This is a genomic window from Hyphobacterium sp., assembly GCF_965228115.1.
GTDB lineage: Bacteria > Pseudomonadota > Alphaproteobacteria > Caulobacterales > Maricaulaceae > Hyphobacterium.
In genome coordinates, this window is sequence record NZ_CBDDHC010000006.1 from 1 (window position 1) to 24,843 (window position 24,843).

The 24,843-nt window shown below is 65.0% G+C and carries 23 protein-coding genes; 10 read left to right on the forward strand and 13 right to left on the reverse strand.

Annotation, left to right across the window (positions count from 1 at the left end):
- The 3 genes from ACO079_RS00090 to ACO079_RS00100 form a co-directional block, all read left to right on the forward strand.
- The coding region (locus ACO079_RS00090; protein WP_421788857.1) for a hypothetical protein at positions 1-331 on the forward strand (331 nt) is incomplete at its 5' end.
- 170 nt (positions 332-501) lie between these two features.
- On the forward strand, positions 502-1,500 hold the full coding sequence (locus tag ACO079_RS00095) for a BMP family lipoprotein (RefSeq protein ID WP_306025963.1): 999 nt from the start codon (positions 502-504) through the stop codon (positions 1,498-1,500).
- Positions 1,501-1,574: 74 nt separating this feature from the next.
- Positions 1,575-2,450 (forward strand): carbon-nitrogen hydrolase family protein, encoded by an 876-nt coding sequence (locus ACO079_RS00100; protein WP_306025964.1) that lies wholly within the window; start codon positions 1,575-1,577, stop codon positions 2,448-2,450.
- A 13-nt stretch (positions 2,451-2,463) separates the two neighbouring features.
- On the opposite strand, the gene ACO079_RS00105 is transcribed toward ACO079_RS00100, so the two are convergent.
- The gene (locus ACO079_RS00105; protein WP_421788860.1) at positions 2,464-3,456 is read right to left on the reverse strand and encodes an NAD(P)H-binding protein; all 993 of its coding nucleotides are present in this window, start codon (positions 3,454-3,456) and stop codon (positions 2,464-2,466) included.
- On the opposite strand from ACO079_RS00105, the gene ACO079_RS00110 reads away from it, so the two are divergent.
- The gene (locus ACO079_RS00110; RefSeq protein WP_421788886.1) at positions 3,367-3,561 is read left to right on the forward strand and encodes a hypothetical protein; all 195 of its coding nucleotides are present in this window, start codon (positions 3,367-3,369) and stop codon (positions 3,559-3,561) included. The two genes, ACO079_RS00105 and ACO079_RS00110, sit on opposite strands and share 90 nt — an antisense overlap.
- A gap of 80 nt (positions 3,562-3,641) precedes the next feature.
- On the opposite strand, the gene ACO079_RS00115 is transcribed toward ACO079_RS00110, so the two are convergent.
- Positions 3,642-3,944, reverse strand: a complete 303-nt coding sequence (locus ACO079_RS00115; RefSeq protein WP_306025965.1) for a hypothetical protein — start codon at positions 3,942-3,944, stop codon at positions 3,642-3,644.
- A 125-nt stretch (positions 3,945-4,069) separates the two neighbouring features.
- Here ACO079_RS00115 and ACO079_RS00120 point away from each other — a divergent pair, with 125 nt between their 5' ends.
- Positions 4,070-4,984, forward strand: a complete 915-nt coding sequence (locus ACO079_RS00120; protein WP_109769357.1) for a LysR family transcriptional regulator — start codon at positions 4,070-4,072, stop codon at positions 4,982-4,984.
- A 37-nt stretch (positions 4,985-5,021) separates the two neighbouring features.
- On the opposite strand, the gene ACO079_RS00125 is transcribed toward ACO079_RS00120, so the two are convergent.
- Together ACO079_RS00125 and polA are read right to left on the reverse strand one after the other, a co-directional pair.
- Positions 5,022-6,701: an FAD-dependent oxidoreductase gene (locus tag ACO079_RS00125; protein ID WP_306025966.1), complete on the reverse strand. Its 1,680-nt coding sequence runs from the start codon at positions 6,699-6,701 to the stop codon at positions 5,022-5,024.
- 28 nt (positions 6,702-6,729) lie between these two features.
- Positions 6,730-9,654 (reverse strand): DNA polymerase I, encoded by a 2,925-nt coding sequence (gene polA / locus ACO079_RS00130; RefSeq protein WP_306025967.1) that lies wholly within the window; start codon positions 9,652-9,654, stop codon positions 6,730-6,732.
- Between the two features lie 194 nt (positions 9,655-9,848).
- Here polA and ACO079_RS00135 point away from each other — a divergent pair, with 194 nt between their 5' ends.
- Entirely contained in the window at positions 9,849-11,762 is a 1,914-nt protein-coding gene (locus ACO079_RS00135) for a L,D-transpeptidase family protein (RefSeq protein WP_306025968.1), read from the forward strand.
- Positions 11,763-11,774: 12 nt separating this feature from the next.
- Here ACO079_RS00135 and ACO079_RS00140 read toward each other — a convergent pair whose 3' ends face one another.
- From ACO079_RS00140 to ACO079_RS00165, 6 genes are all read right to left on the reverse strand, one after another.
- Positions 11,775-12,140 carry a septal ring lytic transglycosylase RlpA family protein gene (locus ACO079_RS00140; protein WP_420578712.1) on the reverse strand — a complete coding sequence of 122 codons (366 nt, stop codon included), beginning with the start codon at positions 12,138-12,140 and terminating at the stop codon, positions 11,775-11,777.
- A gap of 42 nt (positions 12,141-12,182) precedes the next feature.
- Positions 12,183-13,070, reverse strand: a complete 888-nt coding sequence (locus ACO079_RS00145; RefSeq protein WP_306025969.1) for an SDR family oxidoreductase — start codon at positions 13,068-13,070, stop codon at positions 12,183-12,185.
- Entirely contained in the window at positions 13,063-14,229 is a 1,167-nt protein-coding gene (queG, locus tag ACO079_RS00150; protein WP_306025970.1) for a tRNA epoxyqueuosine(34) reductase QueG, read from the reverse strand. Before queG ends, ACO079_RS00145 begins: the two co-directional genes overlap by 8 nt.
- Positions 14,230-14,253: 24 nt before the next feature.
- Positions 14,254-14,943 carry a glutathione S-transferase family protein gene (locus ACO079_RS00155; RefSeq protein WP_306025971.1) on the reverse strand — a complete coding sequence of 230 codons (690 nt, stop codon included), beginning with the start codon at positions 14,941-14,943 and terminating at the stop codon, positions 14,254-14,256.
- A 72-nt stretch (positions 14,944-15,015) separates the two neighbouring features.
- Positions 15,016-15,960: a carbohydrate kinase family protein gene (locus tag ACO079_RS00160; protein ID WP_306025972.1), complete on the reverse strand. Its 945-nt coding sequence runs from the start codon at positions 15,958-15,960 to the stop codon at positions 15,016-15,018.
- The gene (locus ACO079_RS00165) at positions 15,957-17,066 is read right to left on the reverse strand and encodes a Gfo/Idh/MocA family protein (RefSeq protein WP_109769350.1); all 1,110 of its coding nucleotides are present in this window, start codon (positions 17,064-17,066) and stop codon (positions 15,957-15,959) included. Before ACO079_RS00165 ends, ACO079_RS00160 begins: the two co-directional genes overlap by 4 nt.
- A 212-nt stretch (positions 17,067-17,278) precedes the next feature.
- Between ACO079_RS00165 and ACO079_RS00170 the strand changes: the two genes are divergently transcribed.
- Positions 17,279-18,058 (forward strand): SDR family NAD(P)-dependent oxidoreductase, encoded by a 780-nt coding sequence (locus tag ACO079_RS00170; RefSeq protein WP_306025973.1) that lies wholly within the window; start codon positions 17,279-17,281, stop codon positions 18,056-18,058.
- A 6-nt stretch (positions 18,059-18,064) separates the two neighbouring features.
- Here ACO079_RS00170 and ACO079_RS00175 read toward each other — a convergent pair whose 3' ends face one another.
- Complete coding sequence (locus tag ACO079_RS00175) at positions 18,065-18,670, reverse strand: TetR/AcrR family transcriptional regulator (protein ID WP_306025974.1); 606 nt, start codon at positions 18,668-18,670, stop codon at positions 18,065-18,067.
- 102 nt (positions 18,671-18,772) lie between these two features.
- Here ACO079_RS00175 and ACO079_RS00180 point away from each other — a divergent pair, with 102 nt between their 5' ends.
- From ACO079_RS00180 to ACO079_RS00190, 3 genes are all read left to right on the forward strand, one after another.
- Positions 18,773-19,258: a DUF1772 domain-containing protein gene (locus tag ACO079_RS00180; protein WP_306025975.1), complete on the forward strand. Its 486-nt coding sequence runs from the start codon at positions 18,773-18,775 to the stop codon at positions 19,256-19,258.
- Positions 19,259-19,282: 24 nt separating this feature from the next.
- Complete coding sequence (locus ACO079_RS00185) at positions 19,283-20,131, forward strand: DUF6920 family protein (RefSeq protein WP_306025976.1); 849 nt, start codon at positions 19,283-19,285, stop codon at positions 20,129-20,131.
- A gap of 107 nt (positions 20,132-20,238) precedes the next feature.
- Complete coding sequence (locus ACO079_RS00190; protein WP_109769363.1) at positions 20,239-20,541, forward strand: potassium channel family protein; 303 nt, start codon at positions 20,239-20,241, stop codon at positions 20,539-20,541.
- Between the two features lie 15 nt (positions 20,542-20,556).
- On the opposite strand, the gene ACO079_RS00195 is transcribed toward ACO079_RS00190, so the two are convergent.
- The gene (locus ACO079_RS00195; RefSeq protein WP_306025977.1) at positions 20,557-22,704 is read right to left on the reverse strand and encodes a malate synthase G; all 2,148 of its coding nucleotides are present in this window, start codon (positions 22,702-22,704) and stop codon (positions 20,557-20,559) included.
- Between the two features lie 119 nt (positions 22,705-22,823).
- Complete coding sequence (locus tag ACO079_RS00200) at positions 22,824-24,830, reverse strand: hydantoinase/oxoprolinase N-terminal domain-containing protein (RefSeq protein WP_109768383.1); 2,007 nt, start codon at positions 24,828-24,830, stop codon at positions 22,824-22,826.
- Positions 24,831-24,843 lie beyond the last annotated feature (13 nt).

Consider the following 24,843-nt stretch of genomic DNA (forward strand, 5'->3'; position numbering starts at 1 on the left):
AAAACGCATGGTCCGATTCGTTCTTCGAGCCCTGGCCGTCTTCTGCCTGGCGATGATGGTCATCGTAGGGGTCGTCGATGCCACGCGATCGATCGGCACGTCGGCCATGACGCTGACGCCGCTTGCCGACAGCTGGGACGCGATCGCGCCTGGTTCGCGCACCGCCCTGGGCGAATGGCTCGACGAGGCGGCGCATCCGGTGCTGGCCGATCCCATTCTGGCCACGGTGACAGGCTGGCCGACCGTTGCCGTCTTCGGCGGCCTCGCGTTGGTGCTGGCGCTGCTCGGCCGGAGGCGCCGCAAGCGTACGGCCGGATCTCTCGGAGGCTGATGCTTCGGGCCGGATGCGGTGCGCGCCAAACCTCACTTCGCTTTTTTGTCGACATGGCGCGATTTGGCGTGCCAATGTCCGCGCAAGGCGGCGTCAAACCGCTTTCAGGGAGGCCGCGCGCCATCATGTGCGCGGCAAAAGATGCAAACAGTCAGACAGGGTAAGTGAGAATGAAGCGCTTTGTTCTTGGTCTTTTGGCCGCATCCGCAATGACGGCGACGGCCTATGCCGAAACGCCGGCGATCGTTTACGATCTGGGCGGGAAGTTCGACAAGTCGTTCAACGAGGCCGCCTTCAACGGCGCCGAGCAGTTCAAGGAAGAAACCGGCACCGAGTATGTCGAGTTCGAGATCCAGAACGAGGCCCAGCGCGAGCAGGCGCTTCGCCGCTTCGCCGAACGTGGGCATTCGCCGGTCATCATCGCCGGCTTCTCCGCCGCGCAGGCGGTCGACAAGGTGGCGCAGGAATTCCCCGACACCGAGTTCGCCATCATCGACATGGTGGTCGACCAGCCAAACGTGCGCTCGGTCGTCTTCAAGGAGCAGGAAGGCTCGTACCTGGCCGGCATCATGGCTGCAAAGGCCTCGGAGACCGGTACGGTCGGCTTTGTGGGCGGCATGAACGTGCCGCTGATCTCCGCCTTTGCCTGCGGCTATGTGGGCGGCGTCAAATCGGTCAATCCCGGTGCCGAAGTGATCGTCAACTATACCGGTGACACGCCGGCGGCATGGAACGACCCGGTCCGTGGCGGCGAGATCACCAACGCGCAGATTTCGCAGGGCGCCGACGTTGTCTATGCCGCGGCTGGCGGCACCGGCATCGGCGTGCTGCAGGCAGCGGCCGATGCGGGCAAGCTGTCGGTCGGCGTCGATTCCAACCAGAACCATCTGCAGCCCGGCTCGGTGCTGACCTCGATGCTCAAGCGCGTCGATGTCGCCGTCATGGAAGCGATGAAGGACGGGATGGAAGGCAACTTCTCCACCGGCGTCCAGGTTCTCGGCGTCGCCGAGGACGGTGTCGGCGTGGCGATCGACGAAAACAACGAACCGCTGGTGACCGAAGAGATGATGCAGGCGGTCGAAGAAGCCCGCGAAAAGATCATCTCGGGCGAGATCGAGGTGCATGATTTCCGTTCGGACAACACCTGCCCTTACGGCTCGGTCGGCTAAGCCGGTACGATCCGACGCGATGACGATGGCCGTCGGCGGCAACGCCGGCGGCTTTTTGACGAAAGGCGCCGAGCATGGCGGGGCAGAAGCTGCGCGTGGCCAGCGTTCAAATGGCCCTCCAAAAAACCCGGTCGGTCGACGCGCTATTCGAGCGCGTGGCCCATTTCGTGCGCACGGCAAGCGGCTATGGCGCGCAGTTCATCTGTTTTCCCGAGCATTTCACGATCCAGCTCCTGTCGGGCGAAGCGCCGATGGTGCCGGCGGCGGAAAGCGTCGACCGGCTGACGGCACACACAACGGCCCTGAAGCAGGTGCTCGTCGAACTGGCGAAAAAGCACGCCATCACAATCGTCGGCGGTTCACACGCGACGCGCCTGGAAGACGGTGCCGCGCGGAACGTCAGCTACATCGCCCATGCCGATGGACGCCTGTCCGAACAGCACAAGCTGCATCCGACGCCGGACGAACGCAGCGTCTGGGGAATCGACGGCGGTGCGCGGGCCGATGCGATCGACACCGAGTACGGGCGGATCGGCGTCATGATCTGCTATGACAGCGAGTTCCCGGAGCTCGGGCGCCGGCTCGCCGACCAGGACGCCCGTATTATCTTTGTGCCCTACTGCACCGACACGCGGCACGGCCATTTTCGGGTGCGCTATTGCTGCCAGGCGCGCACGGTCGAAAACCAGTGCTACGTCGTGACATCGGGCCTTGTGGGCAATTTGCCGAACACGGACAATCTGGAGATGGCCTATGCGCAATCGGCGGTGCTGACGCCATCGGACCACGGCTTCGCGCGCGATGGCATCGCGGCGGAGGCCGAGCCGCAGGCAGAACAGATGATCATAGCCGATCTCGACATGGCGGCGCTCGATGCGGCACGTGCGAGCGGCTCGGTGCGCAATCTGGCAGACCGCCGCTTGGATCTCTACTCGGTTTCATGGCGTTGAGGCGCCGCGCCGCTCAGAAAACAGCGTGGTCGCCGCGATCAGCCGTCACCTCGCCCCTGACCAGACGGTCATAAAAACCGTACAGCGTCTCGGTTCCGAATGAGGGCGTCGCCTCGGCGTCGTAGCGCCCGGTGACGGGATCGAGGACGAGCATGGATTCGGTGGCATAGTAGCGGCCGATACGTGCCAGTTCCGCCTTGGCCGCCAGTTTGGATGAGAGGCGGCCCAGAATGCTTGTCGTCCAGATGATTGCATCGAGCAGCGCGACCGGTACGTGCCGGAACTTCGGCGGCCGGTCCAGGAGAGCGAACAGATAGTCGCCCTGCTGGCGCGGCGTGATGGCGTCGCCCGGACCGCCGATGGGCAATATGCGGTTGTGCCGTTCCGGGTCATCAATGCAACCGGCAATATAGCGGGCCAGATCGCCATCGGAAATCGGCTTGCAGGCGGTCAACCGACCATCACCAAAGACGAGGAAAGGTTTGCCCTGCCGCAGCCGCTCGACCTGACCCGACAGCGACTTGAAGAAGGCGGTGGGGCGGACGATCGACCAGGTCAGCCCCGAAGCGATCAGCGCATTCTCGAACGCCAGCTTGGCGTGCTGGAAGGCCAGTTTCGGCTTCTGCACGCAAATGGCCGACAAAAGGACGAAATGAGCTACGCCCGCCCGTTCGGCCAGTTGCAGCGCATTCAGGTTCGCATCGTGGTCGATGGCCCAGGCATCGCCGGGGGCGCCTGTTCGCGATGCGATGCAGGAAACGATGACATCGAAGCGCTCTCCGCAAAATCCGTCGCTGGCGAGCGAGTCCGGATCGGTCACGTCGCCATACCGGACGACGACGGCGTCGGGCATACCCGTTGCGGCGTCTGGCGATCGTCCTCCGGCATGGCGCGGCCTGACGAAGCAGACCACCTCATGACCGCAATCCACAAGCGCATGGGCCGTGGCGCGACCGACTGTTCCGGTGGCACCCAACAAGAGGATGCGACGGGGAGCGGGGCTCATGGGCACAGGAAGGCGCCGGGCGGCATTGGCGGGCTGGGATCAGGGAACATGCGTCCTTTTTATCGCGCAGCGGCCTGTCCCGGCAAGGACCGGACGGGTCCGTGATCCGATCCGGTTTGACCGAAGGCGCCGTCCGGCGGGCCGGGAGCATGCCGGACGGCGCAGGGGCTGGTCGATCGGGCCAATCAACGCCCCATCCCGGAGCGGGCTCGCAGACGCTCGAGCTCACGTGCGGCGTTGACATGGAGCGGCAGCCGGGCCGCCCATTCCACGTCGGCGCGGTTCACGCCCATGTCCCGGTAGACCCAGTCCTCCTTGCCGAGCAGCGCGCAATAGGCCTGGCGGTCGAGGCGCTGACGGCGGTGTTCGGCCGCCCGTTCGCGGCGGGTGACGAACCAGCCCAGGGCCTGTGCGGTCAGCCGGCGTCCAAGAGCGCCGGGCGTCACTGCGGTGGCGTGCCGGGCCAGTTCATTGTCGAAGACGGTCATTGGTCCACTCCTTCGGATCAGACATCCGGCTTGTCCGGAATGGGTGGACTGTGACGATTTCTTATGCTTCAATCAAACGAAACGATTTGACGCTATGATTCAGTTTTCTTGAACACAGGTTTTCCATGAACGTCTCCGAGACCAAACCCTTCGCGCCGCACGCGCCCGTCGACATCGATCTGCTGCGGACATTTCTGGCCATCGCCGAAACGCGCAGCTTCTCAAAAGCGGCCGAGCGGGTCTTTCGTACGCCATCGGCGGTTTCGATGCAGGTCAAGAAACTTGAAGACTTGCTGGGCGTCTCGGTGTTCACACGCGATTCGCGCTCGGTCGCGCTGACCGCAGAGGGCGAGATGCTTGTCGGCTATGCGCGCCGGATCCTGGCGCTGTCCAACGAGATGATGGCGCGTTTCGTCATGCCCGATGTCCAAGGAACGGTCCGGCTCGGTGCCGCCGACGATCATGGCGAACGGCTGCTGCCCCAGGTTCTGACGCGATTTGCCGAAACGCATCCCAATGTGGCGGTCGACGTGGTGATCGAGAATTCGGACCAACTCCTGCCGCGTTATGACCGCGGCGACCTCGATGTCGTCATCTTCACCGCCCGGCCGCAAAGCGCACTGCCCGCAGACGGGGTCGTGCTGATCGAAGAACAGCTTGTGTGGGCCGGTCTGAAGGGCGGCTGCGCGTGGGAGCGCGAGCCATTGCCTGTTTCGATGTGGGAAGAGGGCTGCTCGTGGCGCGCCAATGCGGTGGAGGCGCTCGGCGAGATGGGCCGCAACTTCCGCATCGCCTATATGAGCGCGCACACCGCTGGACAACGTGCCGCGTTGATGTCGGACCTCGCCATCGCACCGCTGCCGGCTTCCTGTGTCCGGCCGCCGCTGATTTGCCTTGGCAAGAAGCAGGGGCTTCCGCCGCTCGGCACCTACCAGAGCCGGATGCGCTTTCGACATGATGCCGGCGAATGCTCGCGCGCCGTCGCGGACCACGTTCTCGCCTGTTATGAGGCGCTCGAAAGCGGTGAGCTGGAGTGTTAAATCGCGAACACGATAAACCGGCAAATTTTATGATTTGTTAGCCGGCTTTTTTCTCGGCTGCCAGCGGCCCATTGCCTGGCTGACCTGCCAGCCAGGCATGCACGGCCGACACGACGACCGAACCTTCGCCGACGGACGACGCCACCCGCTTGACCGAGCCGGACCGGATGTCGCCGACCGCGAAAATGCCCGGTTCGCTGGTGGCAAAGGGCGATGAGGGATTGTCCGCATCGGCACCCGTGAGCACAAAGCCCTTTTCATCCGTCCTGACCAGGTCGCCGGCCCACGCGGCGTTCGGCTCCGCGCCGACCATCACGTAGAGCGCGCGGCAGGCAATGTCCTGTTTTTCTCCGGTCTGCATGTGGGTCAACGTAACCCCTGTCAGCCCGCCTTCGCCGCGCAACGCCGTCACTTCGCTTTGCGTGACCAGCGTGATGCGCGGATCGCGTTCGATGCGCGATGACAGATAATCGGACATGGTCTCGGAAAGCCCGTCGCGTCGCACGACGATATAAGTGTGCTCGGCATGGCGCGACAGGAACATGGCCGCCTGACCGGCCGAATTGCCGCCGCCGACGATCACCGCATTGGTTCCGTTGGCGTAACGCGCCTCCAGTTCGGTCGCCGCATAATAGATGCCGTTTCCCTCGTAGTCGATCAGGTTCGACAGGGGCAGCTTGCGATAGCGGGCGCCCGCCGCGATCACGACGGCGCGGGTATGCACCACATCGCCCGATTCCAGCGCGACTTCCAACACGTCGCCATCCTTGCGCAATCCGGCCGCCCGGTGCGGAACGGCGATGCGGGCCCCGAACTTGATCGCCTGGATTTCGCCCAGATAGGCCAGTTCGCTGCCGGAAATGCCCGTCGGAAAGCCAAGATAGTTTTCGATGCGCGAGGAGGTTCCGGCCTGCCCGCCAATTGCAGTGTCGTCGATCGCCAGCGTCTTGAGTCCTTCCGATGCACCGTAGACCGCCGCTGCAAGACCGCCCGGTCCGGCGCCGACGACGACCAGGTCGAACAGTTCGCCGACATCGGGCAGAAGCTCATATCCGAGCGCCTTGGCGAGCGTCAGCGGGCTGGGATCGTGCAGGACCGTGCCGCCGCGGACGATGGCGACGGTGCCGCGCGAGGGAAGGTCGTGCCGCCCGGCCGCAAAGGCATCGACCGCCGCGCGGTCGGCATGTTCGATGAAGCGGAACGGGATGCGGTTGCGGCTGGCATACTCCCGCAGGCCCAGGCAGGTCCGTTCGTTCTCGTCGCCAATGATCGTCAGCGCGCCGTCGGCCCATTCCACCAGCAGCTTGCGGCGCGCGGCGAAGGCCGACACCACGATGTCGCTGACCTCGGGTACCGTGGCGACCAGATGGCGCAGTTTTGCCGGATCCACTGTGAGAATGCGGCCCGCGCCTGCCATGACACCGGCAAAGAATGTGTGCTGGCCCATCAGCAGGCCCAGCTCGCCGGTGAAGTTGCCCGCCGTGATGGTGACCACGATGCTGTCGTCACGCCCGCGATCGACGATGTTCATGTCCGCGTCGATCAGATGAACCAACGGATAGTCGGGCCGGCCGACCTCCCAGACGACTTCGCCCGCAGCAACCGCTCGCTCGGTGCCATGCGCTTTGAGCACCTCCAGCGCATGGCCGGACAGTTCCGGCCATGCCTTACGCTCAAGGTCGCTGCGCGCGATCGATTTGCGGCCGTTTGCGGTCATGATCGGGTCCTCGGAAGCCGGCAGGCGGTCAGTGCGCTTCGTCCCAGTTGTGGGCGGCATTGGCGTCGACCTGCAACGGCACGCTCATCGCCACTGCCGGCATCGCCGCCTGCTCCATGACATCGCGGACGACATCAATCGTCGCTTCGACTTCGCCCTCGGGCACTTCGAAGATCAGTTCGTCATGGACCTGGAGCAGCATTTGCGCGGCGAGGTCTTCAGCCGACAAGGCATCTTCGATACGAACCATGGCCCGTCGTATGATGTCGGCGGCCGATCCCTGGATCGGCGCGTTGATCGCCGCGCGCTCGTTGAAGGCGCGCACCTGGGGGTTGGAGGACTTGATGTCCGGATAGTGCGCGCGGCGGCCGAAGACCGTTTCGACATAGCCGTGCTCGCGGGCGAACGCCTTGGTCGCGTCCATGTAATCCCGAATGCCGGGAAAGCGCTCGAAATAGGTCTTGATGTAGTCGCCGGCTTCGGAACGGGCGATGCCGAGCTGGTTGGCAAGGCCGAATGCCGAGATTCCGTAAATGATGCCGAAGTTGATCGCCTTGGCCCGCCGGCGCACCTCGGCGGGCATGCCCTCGACCGGCACGCCGAACATCTCCGATGCGGTCATGGCGTGAATGTCCATGCCGTCGGCGAAAGCCTGTTTGAGCTGGCCGATGTCGGCCATGTGCGCCAGAACGCGCAACTCGATCTGGCTGTAATCCGCCGAAACCAGCCGATGGCCCTTTTGCGCGACAAACGCAGTGCGGATGCGCCGGCCTTCCGCGGTCCGGATCGGAATGTTCTGCAGGTTCGGATCGGACGAGGACAGCCGGCCCGTCGATGTCGAGGCGAGGGCATAGGACGTGTGCACGCGGCCGGTCTGGGGATTGATGAAGCCGGGCAGGGCGTCGGTGTAGGTGGATTTGAGCTTGGTCAGCTGGCGCCAGTCGACGATCCGGCGCGGCAGTTCGTGGCCCTCGGCGGCCAAATCCTCAAGCACCTGGGCGGAGGTGGACCATTGGCCGGTCTTGGTCTTCGAACCGCCCGGCAGGTTCATCTTGCCGAACAGGATTTCGCCAAGCTGCTTGGGCGAACCGATATTGAAGCTCTCGCCGGCCAGATCGAAAATCTCGGCTTCGATGCCCGCGGCCTTCTGCGCGAATTCGCCCGACAGCCGGCTCAGTATCTGCCGGTCGACGGAAATGCCGCGGCGCTCCATACGCGCCAGAACGGCGATCAACGGCCGTTCGAGCCGCTCGTAGACGGACACCAGTCCTTCGGCGACCAGACGCGGTTTCAGCAGACGCCAGAGCCGCAGCGTGATGTCGGCATCCTCGGCCGCATAGCGCGTTGCCGCGTCGAGCGCGACCCGGTCAAAGGTCAGCGCCTTCTTGCCCGTTCCGGCGACATCCTTGTAGGCGATCGGCGTGTGGCCGAGCCAGCGTTCGGCTAGCGCATCCATCCCGTGATGACTGTTGTTGCCGCCGTCGAGCGCATAGGAGATCAGCATCGTGTCGTCGAAGGCCGCGATAGAAACGTCGTGACGGGCCATGACCTGAAGGTCATATTTGATGTTCTGCCCGACGATCAGGATCGACGGGTCCTCCAGCAAAGCCTTTAGTCGGCTCAGCGCTTCATCAAGACCTATCTGGCCGTCCACAAGGCCGCCTTCGCCGAGGAGATCGTCCTCGCCCTGACGATGGGCAAGCGGCACGTAGGCGGCCTCGCCCTCGGCATGGCTGAGCGAAAACCCGACCAGTGTCGCCTGCATGGCATCGAGCGAATCGGTCTCGGTGTCGAAGGCGACCACGCCGGCCGCCCTGGCGTTGTCGATCCATTCGTCGAGCGTTTGAGGATCGCGGATGCAGACATAGGTATCGGCATCGAAAGCGCCCGATCGGGCTGCCGTGGCACGCGCTTCGGCCAGCGCGCGCGGCGTGTCGACGCCGTCTTCGACCACGCCGGCAACGGCGTCAGCGCCGTCGGCGGTTCCGGCGTCCAGATCCGGACCACGCGCTTGCGCGCCCGCCTCGACCGCGACCTGGGCCGGATCGATCTCGCCGATCTCGGTTCCGGTCGCCTCGGCGACCCGGCGGGTCAGGCTGGAGAACTCCATCGCTTTCAAAAAGGCGACCAGCTTGGGGCCGTCCTGCGCTTCGAGCGCCAGAGCGTCCAGCGGAATATCGACGGGCGTGTCGGCCTTCAAAGTGACCAGTTGACGCGACAGGCGGGCCTGATCGGCAAATTCGATGAGGTTTTCGCGGCGCTTGTTCTGCTTGATCTCGGAGGCGCGCTCCAGAAGCGTGTCCAGATCGCCATACTCGTCGAGCAGCTGCGCCGCCGTCTTCGGGCCGATGCCGGGTACGCCCGGAATGTTGTCGGTGGAATCGCCCGCGAGCGCCTGAAGGTCGATCATCTTTTCGGGGCCGACGCCGAACTTCTCAAGGACCTCTTCGCGGCCGATCTGCCGGTCCTTCATCGTGTCATACATGGAGACGTGATCGGTGACGAGCTGCATCAGATCCTTGTCGGAGGAAATGATCGTCGCTTCGCCGCCGGCCTCCTCGGCCATCCGGCAATAGGCGGCAATGATGTCGTCAGCCTCGTAGCCTTCCATTTCGATGCAGGGCAGGTTGAATGCCTTCGTCGCTTCGCGGATCAGGCCGAATTGCGGCACCAGATCCTCGGGCGGTTCGGACCGGTTCGCCTTGTAGTCGGGATAAAGCTCATTGCGGAACGTCTTGGACGAATAGTCGAAGATGACCGCGAAATGGGTCGGCGTGACGCCGACATCGGTGTCGCGCGCATCCTGCAGCAGCTTCCACAGCATGTTGCAGAAGCCGGAGACGGCACCCACGGGCAGCCCGTCGGATTTGCGCGTCAGCGGCGGGAGGGCATGGAACGCGCGGAAGATGTAGGCCGAGCCGTCGACCAGAAACAGGTGATCGCCTTTTTTCATGGGGCAAGGCTTAGCGCGGCGTATGGCGGGCGGCAATGCGAAAGCGATGTCCTCCGTTTGGCTGGTGCCAAAGCGCGCGCATTCATGGTTTCTTCATCTTGGTTGACGCATTCTTTACGCGTCGGCGGCTTTATGCGGACGACCGAACCGGCTAGGCTCGCATAGACGGGGCGCAGATGATCGGGAGACGAAACGTGGTCCAATCGACTTTGGGGCGGATGCTGCTGGCATCGGCTGTCATCTTCACGGGATGGGCGGTAGCGCCAGGCGTGGCCGGCGCATCGGAAGTGCAGTTGCACGAATTGCTGTTCAACCGGGCCAAACGGCAGCAACGGCAGCGGGCAACACGCCCCCAGGGTCGCCAGCAGGCGGCGCCGCAGCGCCCGACCCAAAGCCGCGCCGCAGCGCGCCCGGTCCAGCGCATTTCAGGGCCGCGATACTACACCTACGCCGCGCCGGCGATCACCACGGTGACGCTGCTTTCACTGCTCCCGGACGTGGCGACCACCGGCGCCATCGACGATACGGACAGTTCTCTGCCGCCGCTGCCGGTTCTGGAGGAAGACCGGTTCGTCCAGGCGCTCGATTTCGCGCCCGATCAAAACATGGCCATCGAGCCGGCAATTGCAGACGCCATGCGCCGTCACTACGCGGAAAACCCAGCCTTTGTCTGGGTCAGCGGAATGAACCTCAACGCCAACGGCCAGACCGTTGCCGCCCTGGTCAACGATGCGGCCGCCCATGGCCTCGATGCCGCGCACTATGCGGTCGATCTGCCGTCTGCGGGTTGGTCGCCGGACGACCCCGCGTCGCGCTACCGCGATCTGATCGCCTTCGAGCTTCAACTGACCGCTCGCGCGCTGCGCTATGCCATGGACATGAAGGACGGCGCCGTCGATCCCAACAAGCTGTCCGGATATCACGACTTTTCTAAGGACCGGCTGACGGCGGATGCGGCATTGGACGGGCTGATGGCGGCCGGCGATCCGGCCGGATGGCTCGAAGGCCTGGCGCCGCGCCAGTCCGACTATCGGCGCCTCAAGGACGAACTGGCTGCCCTGCGCACCAGCACCGAAGACGCGATCGTCATTCCCGAAGGCACATTCCTGCGCCCCGGCACGGTGTCGGAGGCGTTGCCGATGGTGATGGCAGCGGCTGGCGAGAAGATGTCGGATGAGACCCGGGCCAAGCATGCCGCGATCATCGATGCCTATTCCGGCACGACGCTCTATGACGGCGCGCTGGTCGCGCTGATGCGCGATGTGCAGCGCGATCTCGGCCTGGTGGCAGACGGTATCGTCGGGCCGAGAACAGTTGCCGAGCTCGATGGCGAAAGCCTTGCGACCAAGATCAACCGGGTCGAGCTGGCGCTCGAACGGCTGCGGTGGCATCCGGAAGCCTATGGCAGCCGGCAGGTGGTCATCAACCAGCCCGAATACCGCGTCCGCTACATGGAAAACGGCGAAACCAAGCTGGCCATGCGGACGATCGTCGGCAAGCGCTCAAACCAGACCTACTTCTTCCACGACGAGATCGAGCATGTGGTCTACGATCCCTATTGGGGCGTGCCACAATCGATCATCGTCAACGAAATGCTGCCAAAGCTGCGGCGCGACCCGTCCTATCTGGACCGCAACGGTTATGTGGTCACAGGCGCTTCGGGCCGGCAGATCGCGTCGTCCTCGATCAACTGGTATCAGTTCTCCGGCAGCGTTCCCTACAATGTCCGGCAGAAGCCCGGGCCGCGCAACGCGCTTGGCGAACTGAAAATCATGTTCCCCAACAGCCACGCGATCTACATGCACGACACGCCCGCCAAGAACCTTTTTGCGCGCGACAACCGCGCGTTCAGCCATGGCTGCGTGCGGCTCGAAGACCCGCGCGCCATGGCCGCGGCGGTGCTGGGCAAGAGCACCGAGCATGTGGCAGCGCAGCTTGGCGGCTATGAGCAGGTGGAGAAACTGGCGGAGACCGTACCGGTCTATGTGGGCTATTTCACCGCCTGGCCGGACGATGACGGCGTTGTCGACTATCATGCCGACGTCTATGACCGCGACACCCATCTGCGCCGCGCGCTCGACACGGTGGGCAAGGCCCGCACCGGTTGACCGGACGACGGATCACCCCGTCCGGCTGATGCAGACAGGCACGATGCCTGAGCGCACCATGCCCAGGCGGCGGGCCGCTTCCTTGGAGACATCGACGATGCGACCGTGTACGAACGGTCCGCGATCGTTGACCCGCACCGTCACCGAGCGGCCGTTGGCACGGTTGGTCACCTCGATGCGGGTGCCGAAGGGCAGCGACGGATGCGCCGCCGTCATCTTGGACGGGTCCATCATCTCGCCCGAGGCGGTGCGAGAGGTCAGCGCGTACCAGGACGCCTTTCCGCATTGCTGGGCGGCCTCCGCCGGCACCGTTGCAAAAAGGGCGCCAAAGACCATCGCGGCGCAGGCTGCGCCGGTTGCCACTGTCCTGATCGACATCAATCGTCCTTCCGTCACGATGGACGCGCCCGATGGCAGCGATCAGGTGGACGGCGCCTGCCAGTCGTCGCCGGCCCACATCCGGTCGAATGCCGACCGGTAATCGGGATGGGCGAAGACAAACCCCAGCGCCTTGATCGCCGCGTTGGAAACGCGCTTGTTCTCGCCGTAAAAGGACCGGGCCATGGGCGACAATGTGGCGGATTCGAAGTCGATTTCGGGTGGCGGATCAACTTTCATGACCGAGGCGGCATAGGCGACAACGTCCTGCGGCGGCGCCGGCAGGTCGTCGGTGACGTTGAGGATGCCGTCATGTCGGCGCGCGGCGAGGAAGGCCAGCGCGCCGGCGATGTCGTCGACGTGGACGCGGTTGAAGACCTGACCGGACTTGACCAGACGTCGCGCCCGACCCGCCGCCAGATTGACGAAGGCGTTGCGACCCGGCCCGTAGATTCCCGACAGGCGCAGGATGGACAGCGGCACATTGCGTTCCTTGGCGAAAGCATGCCAGGCCCGTTCGGCGGCGAGCCGCTGGATCGAGCGTTCGGAAACGGGGCGCGGTTCGGTGGCTTCGTCCACCCAGCCGCCGTCATGATCGCCGTAAACGCCGACCGTCGACAGATAGGCTATCCACTCAAGATTCGGCGCGGCAGCGATGGCTTCACGCGCGGCGTGAAGCACCGGATCACCATCGGCATCCGGAGCGATCGAGACGACGATGTCGGTGGCTCGTGCGATCGCATCGGTCAGATCCGTTCGCAAGGCCTGGCCGGCGAAGATCACCGGCGTGATGCCCAGTTGCCGCAAGCTGTCGGCTTTGGCAGCATCGCGCGTCGTGCCGAAAACGGTTTCGCCGGCGGCGGCGAGCCGACGGCCGTAAGCGCGGCCCGAAAATCCGGCGCCGAAAACCAGCGTTATCCGTTCAGTCAACGGCAGCCTCCTCTGTGCTGTTCCATTCCGAAACGACATCGGGGTCCTTTTCCGCTAGCAGCCGTGCATCCCTTTCGGCGGTAAACGGCTCTGGCGCCATCTGCGCCAATGCCCAGACAGCCGCGCCGCGTACCAGTGGCTCGTCATCGTCAAGCAGCGCGACGACATGGGGCACCAGCGCCCGCTCGCCGCTGTTGCCGGCGGCGATCAGACAGTTGCGCACGAAACGGGCGCGGCCGATCCGCTTGACCGGGGAACCGGCAAAGCGCGCACGAAACGCCGCATCGTCCAGGATCAGCAGTTCATCCAGCGGCGGCGTGCGCATGTCGTCACGAGATTGGAGCTTCGCCTCGCGCGCGGCGCCGGCGAACTTGTTCCACGGGCAGACCGCTAGGCAATCGTCGCAGCCATAGATGCGGTTGCCGATGGCCTTGCGGAACGGGTGCGGCACCGGTCCCTTGTGCTCGATCGTCAGATAGGAAATGCAGCGTCGCGCATCGAGCTGGTAGGGCGCTGGAAACGCGTCGGTCGGGCAGATGTCGAGGCACGCCCGGCATGAGCCGCAATGATCGGTCTCGGCTTCGTCCGCCGGCAGTGCCATGTCGGTGAAGATCGCGCCCAGAAAGAACCATGATCCGAGATTGCGGCTGACGAGATTGGTGTGCTTGCCCTGCCAGCCGAGCCCGGCCCGTTCGGCCAGCGGCTTTTCCATCACGGGCGCCGTGTCGACGAAGACCTTGACGTCGGCTCCGGTGCGCGCGGCGAACCGGCCGGCCGCCTGCTTCAGCTTGCCCTTGATGACATCGTGATAATCGCGGTTGTGGGCGTAGCAGGAAATGGTCGCGCGATCGGTCCGCTCGAGCGCAGCGAGCGGATCGTAGGCATCGCCCGGGCCGTAGCTCATCGCCGCCATGACGATCGAGCGAGCATCGGGCCAGAGCGTCGTCGGGTCGGCGCGGCGGTCGCGCGTCTCGGCCATCCAGCCCATCGTGCCGTGCCAGCCCGCATCCAGAAACCGGTCGAGGCCCTTGGCGGCGCGGTCGATCCGGCCGGCCGGCGCGACCCCGACAGCATCAAAACCACATGCCTCAAGATCGCGCACGATGAATGCGCGCGCCTTTTTCGGATCGGTCAGGCGGTGGGACAAGGCCGTCGGCATGGCGGCACGCTATCCGGCCCGGTCTCAGAAATCGAGATCGGCGTAGTGCGACACCGGCGTCAGGCCGCGCACCCGGTCAGCCAGAAGCGGACGGAAGGAGGGCCGCGATTTCATCCGCGTGTACCAGTCGCGCGCCTGCGGCACCCCGGACCAGTCGATCTCGCCCATATAGTCGAGGATGGAAACGGCGGCGCCGGCGGCGATGTCGGCGGCGGAAATCGATGGCGCGCCAAGCCAGTCGCGGGTGCCGGCGAGCCAGTTCAGATAGCGCAGATGCTGCCGGATGTTGGCGCGGGCCGCGCGCATGGCTCCGCTGTCCGGCGCGCCGCCCCCCAGTTCGGCCGGCATTGCCAGCTTGTCGATTCGCTCGCGCACCAGCGCGCGGGTGACATCGGCTTCGAGCTTGACGATGAACCAGTCCACCAGGCGCCGCACCTCGGCGCGTTCAAGCGGATAGTCGGGCATCAGGCGGCGTTCGCGCGCCATGACGCCACGTGTTTCATCGAGGTACTCGGCAATTGGGTGGGCGCCGCTGAGCGGGACACCCGCCTCGGCGACGAGGACGGGAATGGTCCCGGCCGGGTTCATCGCCAGAAACTCCTGCCGGCGTTCCCATGGACGTTCTTCGTGCAACTGCGCCTCGACGCCATATTCAGCCAGCAACAGGCGGACGAACCGGCAGGGCGCCGACATGGGCATATGATGGAGAATCATCTCGGTCTCGCGCGCGGTGCAAAGCGGAAGGGCCAAGTGATACGCACCGAACCATGGCGGTGCAATGGCGGTTCAGCCGGCGAATGCCTCAATCTCCGCAAGCGTCGGCAGGTCGGCCCCGCGCCGGGTGCAGGTCAGCGCCGAGGCCCTGACGGCGAAGCCGGCCACTTCGGCGATATCGGCATTGCGCGCCTTGCCGGCTCCCACGAGATCGTTCGCCTTCAGGGAATGCAGGCACGCCGCCATGAAGGTGTCGCCGGCGCCGACAGTGTCGACGACATCGACGGCAATGCCCGGCACGTGCGTCAGCCGTCCGTCGGCCGATCCCGCAATCGCGCCATTGGGCCCGCGTGTGACGAAGGCGAGATCCGCGCCGGCAACCAGTGCCTGTTCGATGAACCATTCAAGCGGCTTGCCGGGCCATAAAAGCCCGACATCCTCGTCGCTTGCCTTGACCAGGCCGGCGAGCGGCAGCATTTCGCCGATTCGCTGCCGCCACAGGTCAAGGTCGGCGACAACCATGGTGCGGACGTTGGGGTCGAACGAGATGAAGCGGGCATCCGCCTCGCGCCGGGCCAGCGTGCGCAGCGTGTTTCCGGTCGGCTCGAACACGGTCGCGAACGACCCAAGGTGGATCACATCGACATCGTCGCCGAGCCGTTCGGGGATGTCCGAGGGTTCCATGGAGCAGTCGGCGGTGCCGTTGCAGTAGATGGAATAGCGCGGATGGCCGTCGAGGCCGGTTTCAACGAGCGCCACCGTCGTCAGATTGTCGGTTTCGACGCAGTAGCGGTCCAAAACGCCATTGTCGGCCATGAAGGCACGCAGGCGACGACCGAGCAGGTCCGTGGAAATCCGTGTGAACAGGCCCGCCGCTGTGCCCATCCGCGACAGGCCAAGCGCGACATTGAGCGGCGAGCCGCCGACGACGCCATCAATCGAAACGCCGTGGCCGCCCGATGCGTCGGACGGCCTTGCGAACATGTCGAACAGGGCTTCCCCGCAGGTCAGGATCATGATGGCGCGTCCCCCAGATGCACGATCTCGCCGTTCCGGATCGACCGTTCGGCGGCTTCGCCCATCTCCACCGCGCGCGCCCCGTCCGTCAAGCTCACATCGGGCTTGCCGCCCTCGCGAACGATGCGGGCAAACTCGCGATGCTGGTAGAAGGTACCGCCATGATGGTCGCCGGCGGCGAGCACCTGATCGTCCACATGGATTTCCTCGCGCAACGGCGCCTTGTCCGCGCGTGGGGAAATCACGATTTCCGAGGCGCGTTCGCCGCCGCCCGGCCAGAAACGCGACGGGCCAGGCACCATCGCCTCGATCTTGCCCGCCGAACCGGTCACCGAAACGTGCTCCTGCCACCAGGAGCCTTCGGCGAACATGCACAGATCAAGGGATGCGCGCATGCCATTGTCGAAATCGACGATGACGAAGGCGTTGTCGAGCACGTCGGGGACGCCCTCGTCATGAACCTCGTCGCGATGGTTGAGATCGTGGCCGCCCGAACCGAAGATGCGCACCGGCTCGGCCTGCGTGATCAGCCGCATCAGATCGAAGAAGTGGCAGCATTTTTCGACCATCGTGCCGCCGGACCGGTGGGAAAAGCGGTTCCAGTTTCCCGGCTTGACCAGAAACGGATAGCGGTGCTCGACGATCGAGATCATCTTGAGATCGCCTGCGGTGCCGTTGCGCGTTTCCTCGATCAGCCGGGCGACGGGCGGCATGTACCGGTATTCCATCGCCACCCACACCGGCGCGTGCCGGTTGTGGGCGCGGCGCGCCAGATCGCGCGCCCTTTCGGCCGATGTGGCCGAAGGCTTTTCGAGCAGGATGGGCAGGCCGGTCGCCAGGGCATCCAGCATGATGTCGTAATGGGTGTCGTTGGGACTGACGACGATCAGCGCGTCGATGGTTTCGGATGATAGCAGTGTTGCGTGATCGGCGTATGCGGCCACACCGGTCATGCCGGCGGTCTGCGCGGCGGCGAGACCGGCCTGGCGCATCTCGTCACGCGTGTCGGCGATGGCGGCGACGGTCGCGCCCTCCAGAAGCGCTATGTTGCGGATGTGCTCCTGGCCCATCATGCCGGTGCCGATGACGCCGTAGCGCAGGGTCATGCGTTTCGTCCCAACTGGCCCGCGTCATTGCTCGCACGACGCCGCTTGTCCCAAGTGAAAGGCGAAATCCGCCCTAGCGCGCGCTTCGGCGAGCAGCAAGACAATTGTGGTTGAATGATGGAGGAATTTGCACCGGCCAACGGGAAGCCGGGGGCGCTTGCAGCGGCCAGTTCACCATGCCAATACCGATTTCAACGGTCGGGGAGGACAATGTGACACAACAAGACGGCAATGTGGCGATGATCACCGGCGCCGCACGGGGTATCGGACTGGCGACCGCCAAGCGGTTTCTGGCCGAGGGCTGGCATGTGGTCATGATCGACCGGTTGGGCGACCTGCTGCAGAAAGAGGCGCGGGCACTCGGCAGCAACCGCGCCCATCCGATCGTGTGCGACGTGTCGGTGCCCGATCAGGTTTCATCCGCGGTGACAGAGACGCTTGAGACGCTTGGGCGGATCGACGCGCTGGTGAACAATGCCGGCATTGCCGAGTTCGCGCCGCTGCTCGAGACGAGCTTTGAGACATGGACGGAGGTGATGGCGACCAATCTGAACGGCCCGTTCCTGATGACACAGGCGGTCGCTCCCCACATGGTGGCCGCCGGGCGCGGCGGCGCGGTGGTCAACGTCACCTCGATCTCGGGCATTCGCGCATCTACCATGCGCGTTGCCTATGGCACGTCCAAGGCCGGGCTGGCCCACCTGACCAAGCAATATGCGGCCGAACTGGGCGATTACGGTATTCGGGTCAATGGCGTGGCGCCGGGACCGGTGGAAACCGCCATGGCCGCCAAGGTGCACACGCCGGAAATCCGGCAGTCCTATTACGACCACATGCCGCTGCCGCGCCACGCCGCCGAGAGTGAGATCGCCAGCGTGATCTGGTTTCTCTGTTCACCCGATTCGGCGTTCGTCACCGGCCAGATCATCGCCGCGGACGGCGGCTTTGCGGCCACGGGCGTCGGCCTGCCGGATCTGCCGGCGCGGGGATGACGGCGATCAAGTCCTAAAGAGACGCGTGATGCCGCCGACGGCACGCATTGCCCGTGTACGGATCGCATCATCGGGCAGCGGCCCGATCGCGCCCGTTGCGCGGCGGATCTGCAGGTCGCCGATGAGCAAGGCGACATAGGTCTCGGCCACCTCGCCGGCATCGTCGAAAGCCAGAAGTCCCCTGTCGCGCGCCCGACCAAGCAGTTCCGCGATCAATGGCACGACCGCCTCGCGCCCCGATTCGGCCAGCGCCGGGCCCAGCGTCGCGGTGTCATGGACATCGCCGACCGCAGCGCGGTTGAGGGCGATGGCGCGCTCGCCGGTGACCAGATCAAGAAGCAGCGGGCCGACGGTCGCCAGTGTCTCCAGCGGGTCTGCATCGGCGCCGTCGAGGCGGGTGCGCAGCAATTCGGCCACGTCCCGCGCATTGGCCTTGACCAAAGCGGCGAACAGGCCCTGCTTGTTGCCGTACCACTTGTAGAGCGTCTCGTTGGACGCACCGGCCCGACGCGCGACCTCCAGCATGGACGTGGCCTTGTAGCCCTTCTCGATCAGCAGCGCGAAGGCGGCATCCTCGATCGCCGTGCGGCGCCGGTCTGCATAATCGCCCATGGCGGTCTGTCCCTTACCAAAGTTTCATTTGCAAAATTCCGTAAACCTTTTTACGGATCATTGCAAACGTACAACACTTTACACTGATGGAGCAATGCTGTCATGATCGAACTCACCCGCACCGCGCCAATGGCGCCGATCCTCATGCTCGGCCTGATGGCCGGCTTCTTCTACGCCTTCTCGGTCTGCGTGATGACCGGCCTCGACGCCATCTCGCCCGACAAGGCAATTGCCGCCATGCAGGCGATCAATGCGTCGGTCAGAAATCCGGTCTTCTTCGTCACCTTCTTCCTGACCCCGGTCTTCGCCGTTGGCGCTTCGGTACTGGCATTTGCGATCGGAGACACCCGTTCCGGCCTCTTCATGGCCGCAGCCGCCGGCATCTATGTCCTGGCCGCCGTCGTGCCGACCGCGCTGGTCAATGTGCCGATGAACGAGGCACTGGCCGCGATCGATCCTGCCGGTGTCGATGCCGCTGCCCTCTGGTCGAACTATTCGGCGCGCTGGACCTTCTGGAACACGGTTCGGACGCTGACCACGACCGCCGCGCTGGCGGTCGCCATCTTCCCCCTCATCGAAAGCCGCTAGGCGGCACCCGACAGGAGACTTCCCATGAAAACACGTAATCTGATCTTGTCGGCGACAGTCGCCGCAATCGTCGTGGCCACAGGCACCATCGCCTACCATGCGCACGCCACCCGCGCGGCGATCACCGGGTTCGAGCAGACCGTCATCGACCGTGCCACCGCAAGTCCCGCGCCCTGGACCGATACGTTGCCCGACACGCTTCCAGAGCCGGTTGCCCGCTATTTCGCCTATGTCTTTCCCGACGGCCCGCCCGACCATGCCTATGTGGAAATCGAGGCAGCGGGCCAGTTCCGCCGGCCCTTGACCGAGACGTTCCAACCGACGACGGCGCGGCAGGTGATTTCGCTGCGGGCGCCGGACCTGGTGTTCTCGGCGGACACGCCGCTCTGGGGCCCGGTCTGGGCGATTGCCTACGATGCCTACATTGACGGTCAGATGGAAATGGCGGCCAAGCTGCTGTCGACGGTCACCGTCATGTACGAAACATCGACGCCGGCGCTGAACCGGACGTCGCTGCGCCGCTGGCTTCTTGAAAGCCCGGCCTATCCGATGGCGCTTCTGCCCGGCGGGCCGGTGACCTGGGAACCGGTCGACGACAACCGGGCGCGGGCGGTCGTGCGCGCCTTCGGCGAGGAGGCGTCGCTGGTCGCGACCTTCGATGCGGACGGCGCGCTGACGCGGTTCGATGCAGAGACCGACGGCGACCTGACGACGCCCTATCACGGCTCGGGCGAGCACACCGCGCGGAGTGACTACCAAATGATCGACGGCGTGCGTGTTCCTCTCGCCTTCACCATTGCCCGTGCCGCGGGCGGCGAGATCATCCCGTTCTGGGAGGGCCGGATCACGGCCATCCGGTTCGGCGGCACCTGACCTGCGCGCAAAGCCAATGCCATTTTTCTGGGGAGGCCGGCGCCAGCCGCTGGCCTTCGCGGCCGACCGCCGACACACTTGTCGGCGGTTAACGGATGTTTCCCGCCATGCCCAGCATTCGCATTGTCGCCCTTGTCACCAGCCTGTCACTGATCATCGGCATCGGCACCGTGTTCTTCCGCCTTGTCGAGGGCTGGACCTGGGTGGACAGCTATTTCTTCGCAGTCGTCACGCTGTCGACCGTCGGCTACGGCAATCTGGTTCCCGCGACCGCCCTGGGCAAGGTCGGCACAACGGTGTTCATCTTCGTCGGGCTCGGCATCTTCGCCGCCGCCATCCAGCAGATCGCGGCAGCGACGCTGCAACGCCGGCGAATCAATCCGCGCGACGGCAAGAATCGAACCAATTGAAGCCGGCTTGCCGGCTCAAGCCGCCTTCAGTTCCAGACGCCGGGCATGCAGGATCGGCTCGGTATAGCCGGAGGGCTGCTCGCGGCCCTTGAGCACCAGATCGAGCGCCGCCTGGAATGCGATCGAGCCGTCGAAATCGGGCGCCATGGGCCGGTAGGCCGGGTCGCCGGCATTCTGGCCATCGACCACCTCGGCCATCTTCTTCATCGTGTCGACGACCTGCTCCTTCGTGACGATGCCATGATAGAGCCAGTTGGCGATGTGCTGCGACGAGATGCGCAGCGTTGCGCGGTCCTCCATCAGGCCGACATCGTTGATGTCCGGCACCTTGGAGCAGCCGACGCCCTGGTCGATCCAGCGGACGACATAGCCCAGAATCCCCTGCGCATTGTTCTCCACCTCGCGGAGCTTCTGCCGGTCACTCCATTTGCGGTAGGTCGCGAGCGGAATGTCGAGCACCGCATCGACATAGGCGCGGCGCCCGGCCGCCTTGAGCTGCGCTTGCACCGCGAAGACATCGACCTGGTGATAGTGCAAGGCGTGCAGCGTCGCGGCGGTCGGGCTGGGCACCCAGGCGCAATTGGCGCCGGCCTTGGGATGCTCGATCTTCTGTTCGAGCATGGCGTGCATCCGGTCCGGCATGGCCCACATGCCCTTGCCGATCTGCGCCTTGCCCGAAAGGCCGCATTTCAGACCGATATCGACATTCTGGTTCTCGTAGGCGGTGATCCAGGACTTGCGCTTGATGAAGTCCTTGCGGCTGAACGGACCGGCTTCCATCGATGTATGGATCTCGTCGCCGGTGCGGTCCAGAAAGCCCGTATTGATGAAGGCGACGCGATGACTTGCGGCGCGGATGCACTCCTTGAGATTGACGCTGGTGCGCCGCTCCTCGTCCATCACGCCGAGCTTGACGGTGTGGCGCGGCAGGCCAAGCGCATCCTCGACCCGATCGAACATCTCGCCGGCGAACGCCACCTCGTCCGGTCCGTGCATCTTCGGCTTAACCACATAGACCGAACCATGCAGCGAGTTGCGGTCGCCGCCATCCTTCTTCAGGTCATGCATCGCGATGAGCGTGGTGATCATCGCATCCATAAGACCCTCGAAGACCTCATTGCCATCAGCATCGAGGATCGCCGGATTGGTCATCAGATGGCCGACATTGCGGACCCAGAGCAGTGCCCGGCCCTTGACGATCACTTCACCACCGTCCGGGCCGGTGTAACGACGATCGGCCTCGAGCTTGCGATCGACCGGCCGGCCGGCCTTTTCGAAGCTGGTCTTGAGGTCGCCTTTCATCAGTCCGAGCCAGTTGGCATAGGCCAGAACCTTGTCTTCGGCATCGACGCAAGCGACCGAATCCTCGCAATCCATGATCGCCGACACCGCGCTCTCCAGCATGACATCGGCGAGGCCGGCCTGATCGCGGCTGCCGATCGGGTGGGCACGGTCAAACACCAGTTCCACGTGCAGCCCGTTATTGACCAGAAGCACGGCATCGGGCGCTTTCGGATTGCCCCTGTAGCCGGCAAACTTTTGCGGCTCGAGCAGCGGCAGATCGTCGATGAGAAGCGCGCCGTCCTTGACGTGGTAGCGGCGCGCATCGGCGTGGCTGGTGCCCTCGATCGGGAAAGCCTGGTCGAGAAAGACACGAGCGCGGGCGACGACGCGTGCTCCGCGTCCGCGGTCGTAACCGCCGGGCCTGGGCGGCGTGCCCATCGCATCGGTGCCGTAAAAGCCGTCATAGAGACTTCCCCAACGTGCATTGGCGGCGTTGAGCGCATAGCGGGCATTGGTGATCGGCACGACGAGCTGCGGGCCGGGCACACTGGCGATCTCCGGATCGACATTGGCGGTCTCGATCTCGAAATCGGGTCCCTCCGGCAACAGATAGCCGATCTCCTCGAGAAAGCCGCGATAGGCGTCATGGTCATGCGGCTGGTTGCGGCGCTTTGCATGCCATGCATCGATCTGCGATTGCAGTTTCTCGCGTGTTTCCAGAAGTGCGCGGTTCTTCGGGGTCAGATCGGAAACCATCGCCGCGAAGGCGGCAAAGAACGCGTCCGCGTCGATACCGGTTCCCGGCATTGCCTCGTCGACGAGGAAGTCGTGCAGGGCCTTGTCGATCTGCAATCCATTGCGGTCGATGCGGTCGGCCATGAAGGTCTCCAAGAGCTGGTTTGGCTGCAGTGCAGCAAAAAGCGGTTGCGCGCGGTTATCGCGGCCGGCCATTCGGTGTCAATCCAGCCGATAGTGCGACCCGGCTCCACGGCGCCGCGTCAGACCGCCGCCGGCCTTCCCGTTGCCGTGGCGGTCACCGTCGCGGAAACGAACTGGCGACGATCATCGAGTGTCACCGCCTCGACGTCGCTGCGCACATCGATCTCCGGTTCGCCGGCGCCCGCCGCCGCGGCCTTGGCCGCCGCCGCGACGCGGCAGGCAGCTGCGGCTGCTTCGAGCGCTGCTTTCTCCGAACGAAGGACCTGACGCGGCGGTTCTATTGCGGCACCGGAGACGACGAAACCGCCGCTTTCATCATCCGGGACGATCTCGGCCATCGCCGAAACGCGAATTTGACCGGCCACCGCGCCGATCGCATTGGCGACATCTGCATGGTCGGGCACGACCGCTTCGATCGCCAGGAGCCCGCCGACGCCGGGATAGACCGATGCCGCGCCGGCGCCTAGCCCGATCACCGGGCGGTCAAGCAGAAGTGCGGCACGCACATAGTGTCCCGATCGGTCGAGGGCACGCTGGACGAGCGGCGAGGCAAGAAGACGCCGATCGCTCAGCCCATCGGCGGCCAGACCGGTTTGCAGCACCCGTTCGGCAGAAAGGCGGACGAGACGCTCGGCGACGGTTCGGGCCAGGGCTTCGGGCGAGGCCGCGATCGGCCTGCCACGCCCATCCTTGCGGCGGGCGAAAAGCGCGGCGCCCAGGTGAGCCGCGTCTGTGTTCCAATGGTCGAACCGGCCCTCCACATGCCCGGCATCGGTGGGCGTAAAGCCGGCCACCAGAACCAGCCCACGCGCGGCGAGCCCGTCGAGCGTTGCCACCTCGGATGTGGATCTCAACAACCGGTCAAGCGGCACGGGCTCGTCGCCGATCCGTGCGAACAGATCGGCCTGCGACCGGGTGAGACCGCCATACTGGTCCTGCGGCAGACCGGCCTGGACGGCGAACCGACCATCGAGCCGGCCTGCGAACGGGGAATCGAGCTGTCGTTTCAGATGCGGAACAATTTGTCCGGGATAGAGCGTTTCGAGCAACGACACTGGAACAAGCCGTCGCGGACCCAGGCACAGTTCGGGTTCGAGCGCGCCGTCTTCGAGATGGATTTCACTGTCACCGCCCAGACCATAGGTGTGAACGTCGATGGCTTCGACCATGGTGCGGTGACCGCCCACTTCGGCGCCGGCGGGGTCGAGCATCGGCCGTCCGGCATCCAGAATCGCGACGTCCGTCGTAGTACCGCCAATGTCGGCGACATAGCCATCATCACGGCCGGTGAGAAAATGCGCGCCGACGACGCTCGCGGCCGGCCCCGACAGGATCGTCTCAATCGGCCGAAGCGTGGCGAACTCTGCCGAGACGAGCGAACCGTCGCCGCGCACGACCATCAGCGGCGCGGTGATGCTGCGTTCCGCCAAAAAGCCGCGCGTGGCCGCGATCAGCCGGGCGATCAGGCCGATCAGACGGGCGTTCAGGACCGTGGTCAAGGCGCGGCGCGGGCCGTCCAGTTTCGATGACAGCTCGTGGCTGCAGGTGACGGCGCGGCCGGTGCGTGTGGCGATCAGGTCGCGCACGGCGATCTCATGCTCGGGGTTGCGAACCGCAAAATATCCGGCCACCGCAAAGGCGGAAACATCGGCGCCGAGCGCATCGATCCGGGCTTCGAGCGGCGCCAGATCGAGCGGCTTGGCGCGGCCGTGAATATCGTGGCCACCGGGTAGAAGCTGGACCGGATCGTCGCCGAGCGCATTGCGCAGGCCGGCCTTATCGAGATCGGCTTCGCCGAAGCCGATCATGACAAGCGCGACCCGCCCGCCCTGACCTTCGACCAGCGCGTTGGTTGCGAGCGTCGTCGAGACCGACACCAGGCCGATCGCGGCCGGATCGGCGCCGGCCCTATCAAGCGCCTTGCCGGCAGCCTCTGCAATGCCGATCGCCAGATCGTGTCGGGTGGTCAGCGCCTTGGCCTTGGCGACAACCAAGCCGGCGGCAGCGTCGAAGATCACCGCGTCGGTGTAGGTGCCGCCCGTATCGAGACCGAGAGAAAGGGACATGGATCACGCCTGT

Coding starts and splice junctions, on each gene's coding strand:
- ACO079_RS00095 (WP_306025963.1), top strand. CDS start 502: ATGAAGCGCTTTGTTCTTGGTCTTTTGGCCGCATCCGCAATGACGGCG.
- ACO079_RS00100 (WP_306025964.1), top strand. CDS start 1,575: ATGGCGGGGCAGAAGCTGCGCGTGGCCAGCGTTCAAATGGCCCTCCAA.
- ACO079_RS00110 (WP_421788886.1), top strand. CDS start 3,367: ATGACCGCAATCCACAAGCGCATGGGCCGTGGCGCGACCGACTGTTCC.
- ACO079_RS00105 (WP_421788860.1), bottom strand. CDS start 3,456: ATGAGCCCCGCTCCCCGTCGCATCCTCTTGTTGGGTGCCACCGGAACA.
- ACO079_RS00115 (WP_306025965.1), bottom strand. CDS start 3,944: ATGACCGTCTTCGACAATGAACTGGCCCGGCACGCCACCGCAGTGACG.
- ACO079_RS00120 (WP_109769357.1), top strand. CDS start 4,070: ATGAACGTCTCCGAGACCAAACCCTTCGCGCCGCACGCGCCCGTCGAC.
- ACO079_RS00125 (WP_306025966.1), bottom strand. CDS start 6,701: ATGACCGCAAACGGCCGCAAATCGATCGCGCGCAGCGACCTTGAGCGT.
- polA (WP_306025967.1), bottom strand. CDS start 9,654: ATGAAAAAAGGCGATCACCTGTTTCTGGTCGACGGCTCGGCCTACATC.
- ACO079_RS00140 (WP_420578712.1), bottom strand. CDS start 12,140: ATGTCGATCAGGACAGTGGCAACCGGCGCAGCCTGCGCCGCGATGGTC.
- queG (WP_306025970.1), bottom strand. CDS start 14,229: ATGCCGACGGCCTTGTCCCACCGCCTGACCGATCCGAAAAAGGCGCGC.
- ACO079_RS00155 (WP_306025971.1), bottom strand. CDS start 14,943: ATGATTCTCCATCATATGCCCATGTCGGCGCCCTGCCGGTTCGTCCGC.
- ACO079_RS00160 (WP_306025972.1), bottom strand. CDS start 15,960: ATGATCCTGACCTGCGGGGAAGCCCTGTTCGACATGTTCGCAAGGCCG.
- ACO079_RS00165 (WP_109769350.1), bottom strand. CDS start 17,066: ATGACCCTGCGCTACGGCGTCATCGGCACCGGCATGATGGGCCAGGAG.
- ACO079_RS00175 (WP_306025974.1), bottom strand. CDS start 18,670: ATGGGCGATTATGCAGACCGGCGCCGCACGGCGATCGAGGATGCCGCC.
- ACO079_RS00180 (WP_306025975.1), top strand. CDS start 18,773: ATGATCGAACTCACCCGCACCGCGCCAATGGCGCCGATCCTCATGCTC.
- ACO079_RS00185 (WP_306025976.1), top strand. CDS start 19,283: ATGAAAACACGTAATCTGATCTTGTCGGCGACAGTCGCCGCAATCGTC.
- ACO079_RS00190 (WP_109769363.1), top strand. CDS start 20,239: ATGCCCAGCATTCGCATTGTCGCCCTTGTCACCAGCCTGTCACTGATC.
- ACO079_RS00195 (WP_306025977.1), bottom strand. CDS start 22,704: ATGGCCGACCGCATCGACCGCAATGGATTGCAGATCGACAAGGCCCTG.
- ACO079_RS00200 (WP_109768383.1), bottom strand. CDS start 24,830: ATGTCCCTTTCTCTCGGTCTCGATACGGGCGGCACCTACACCGACGCG.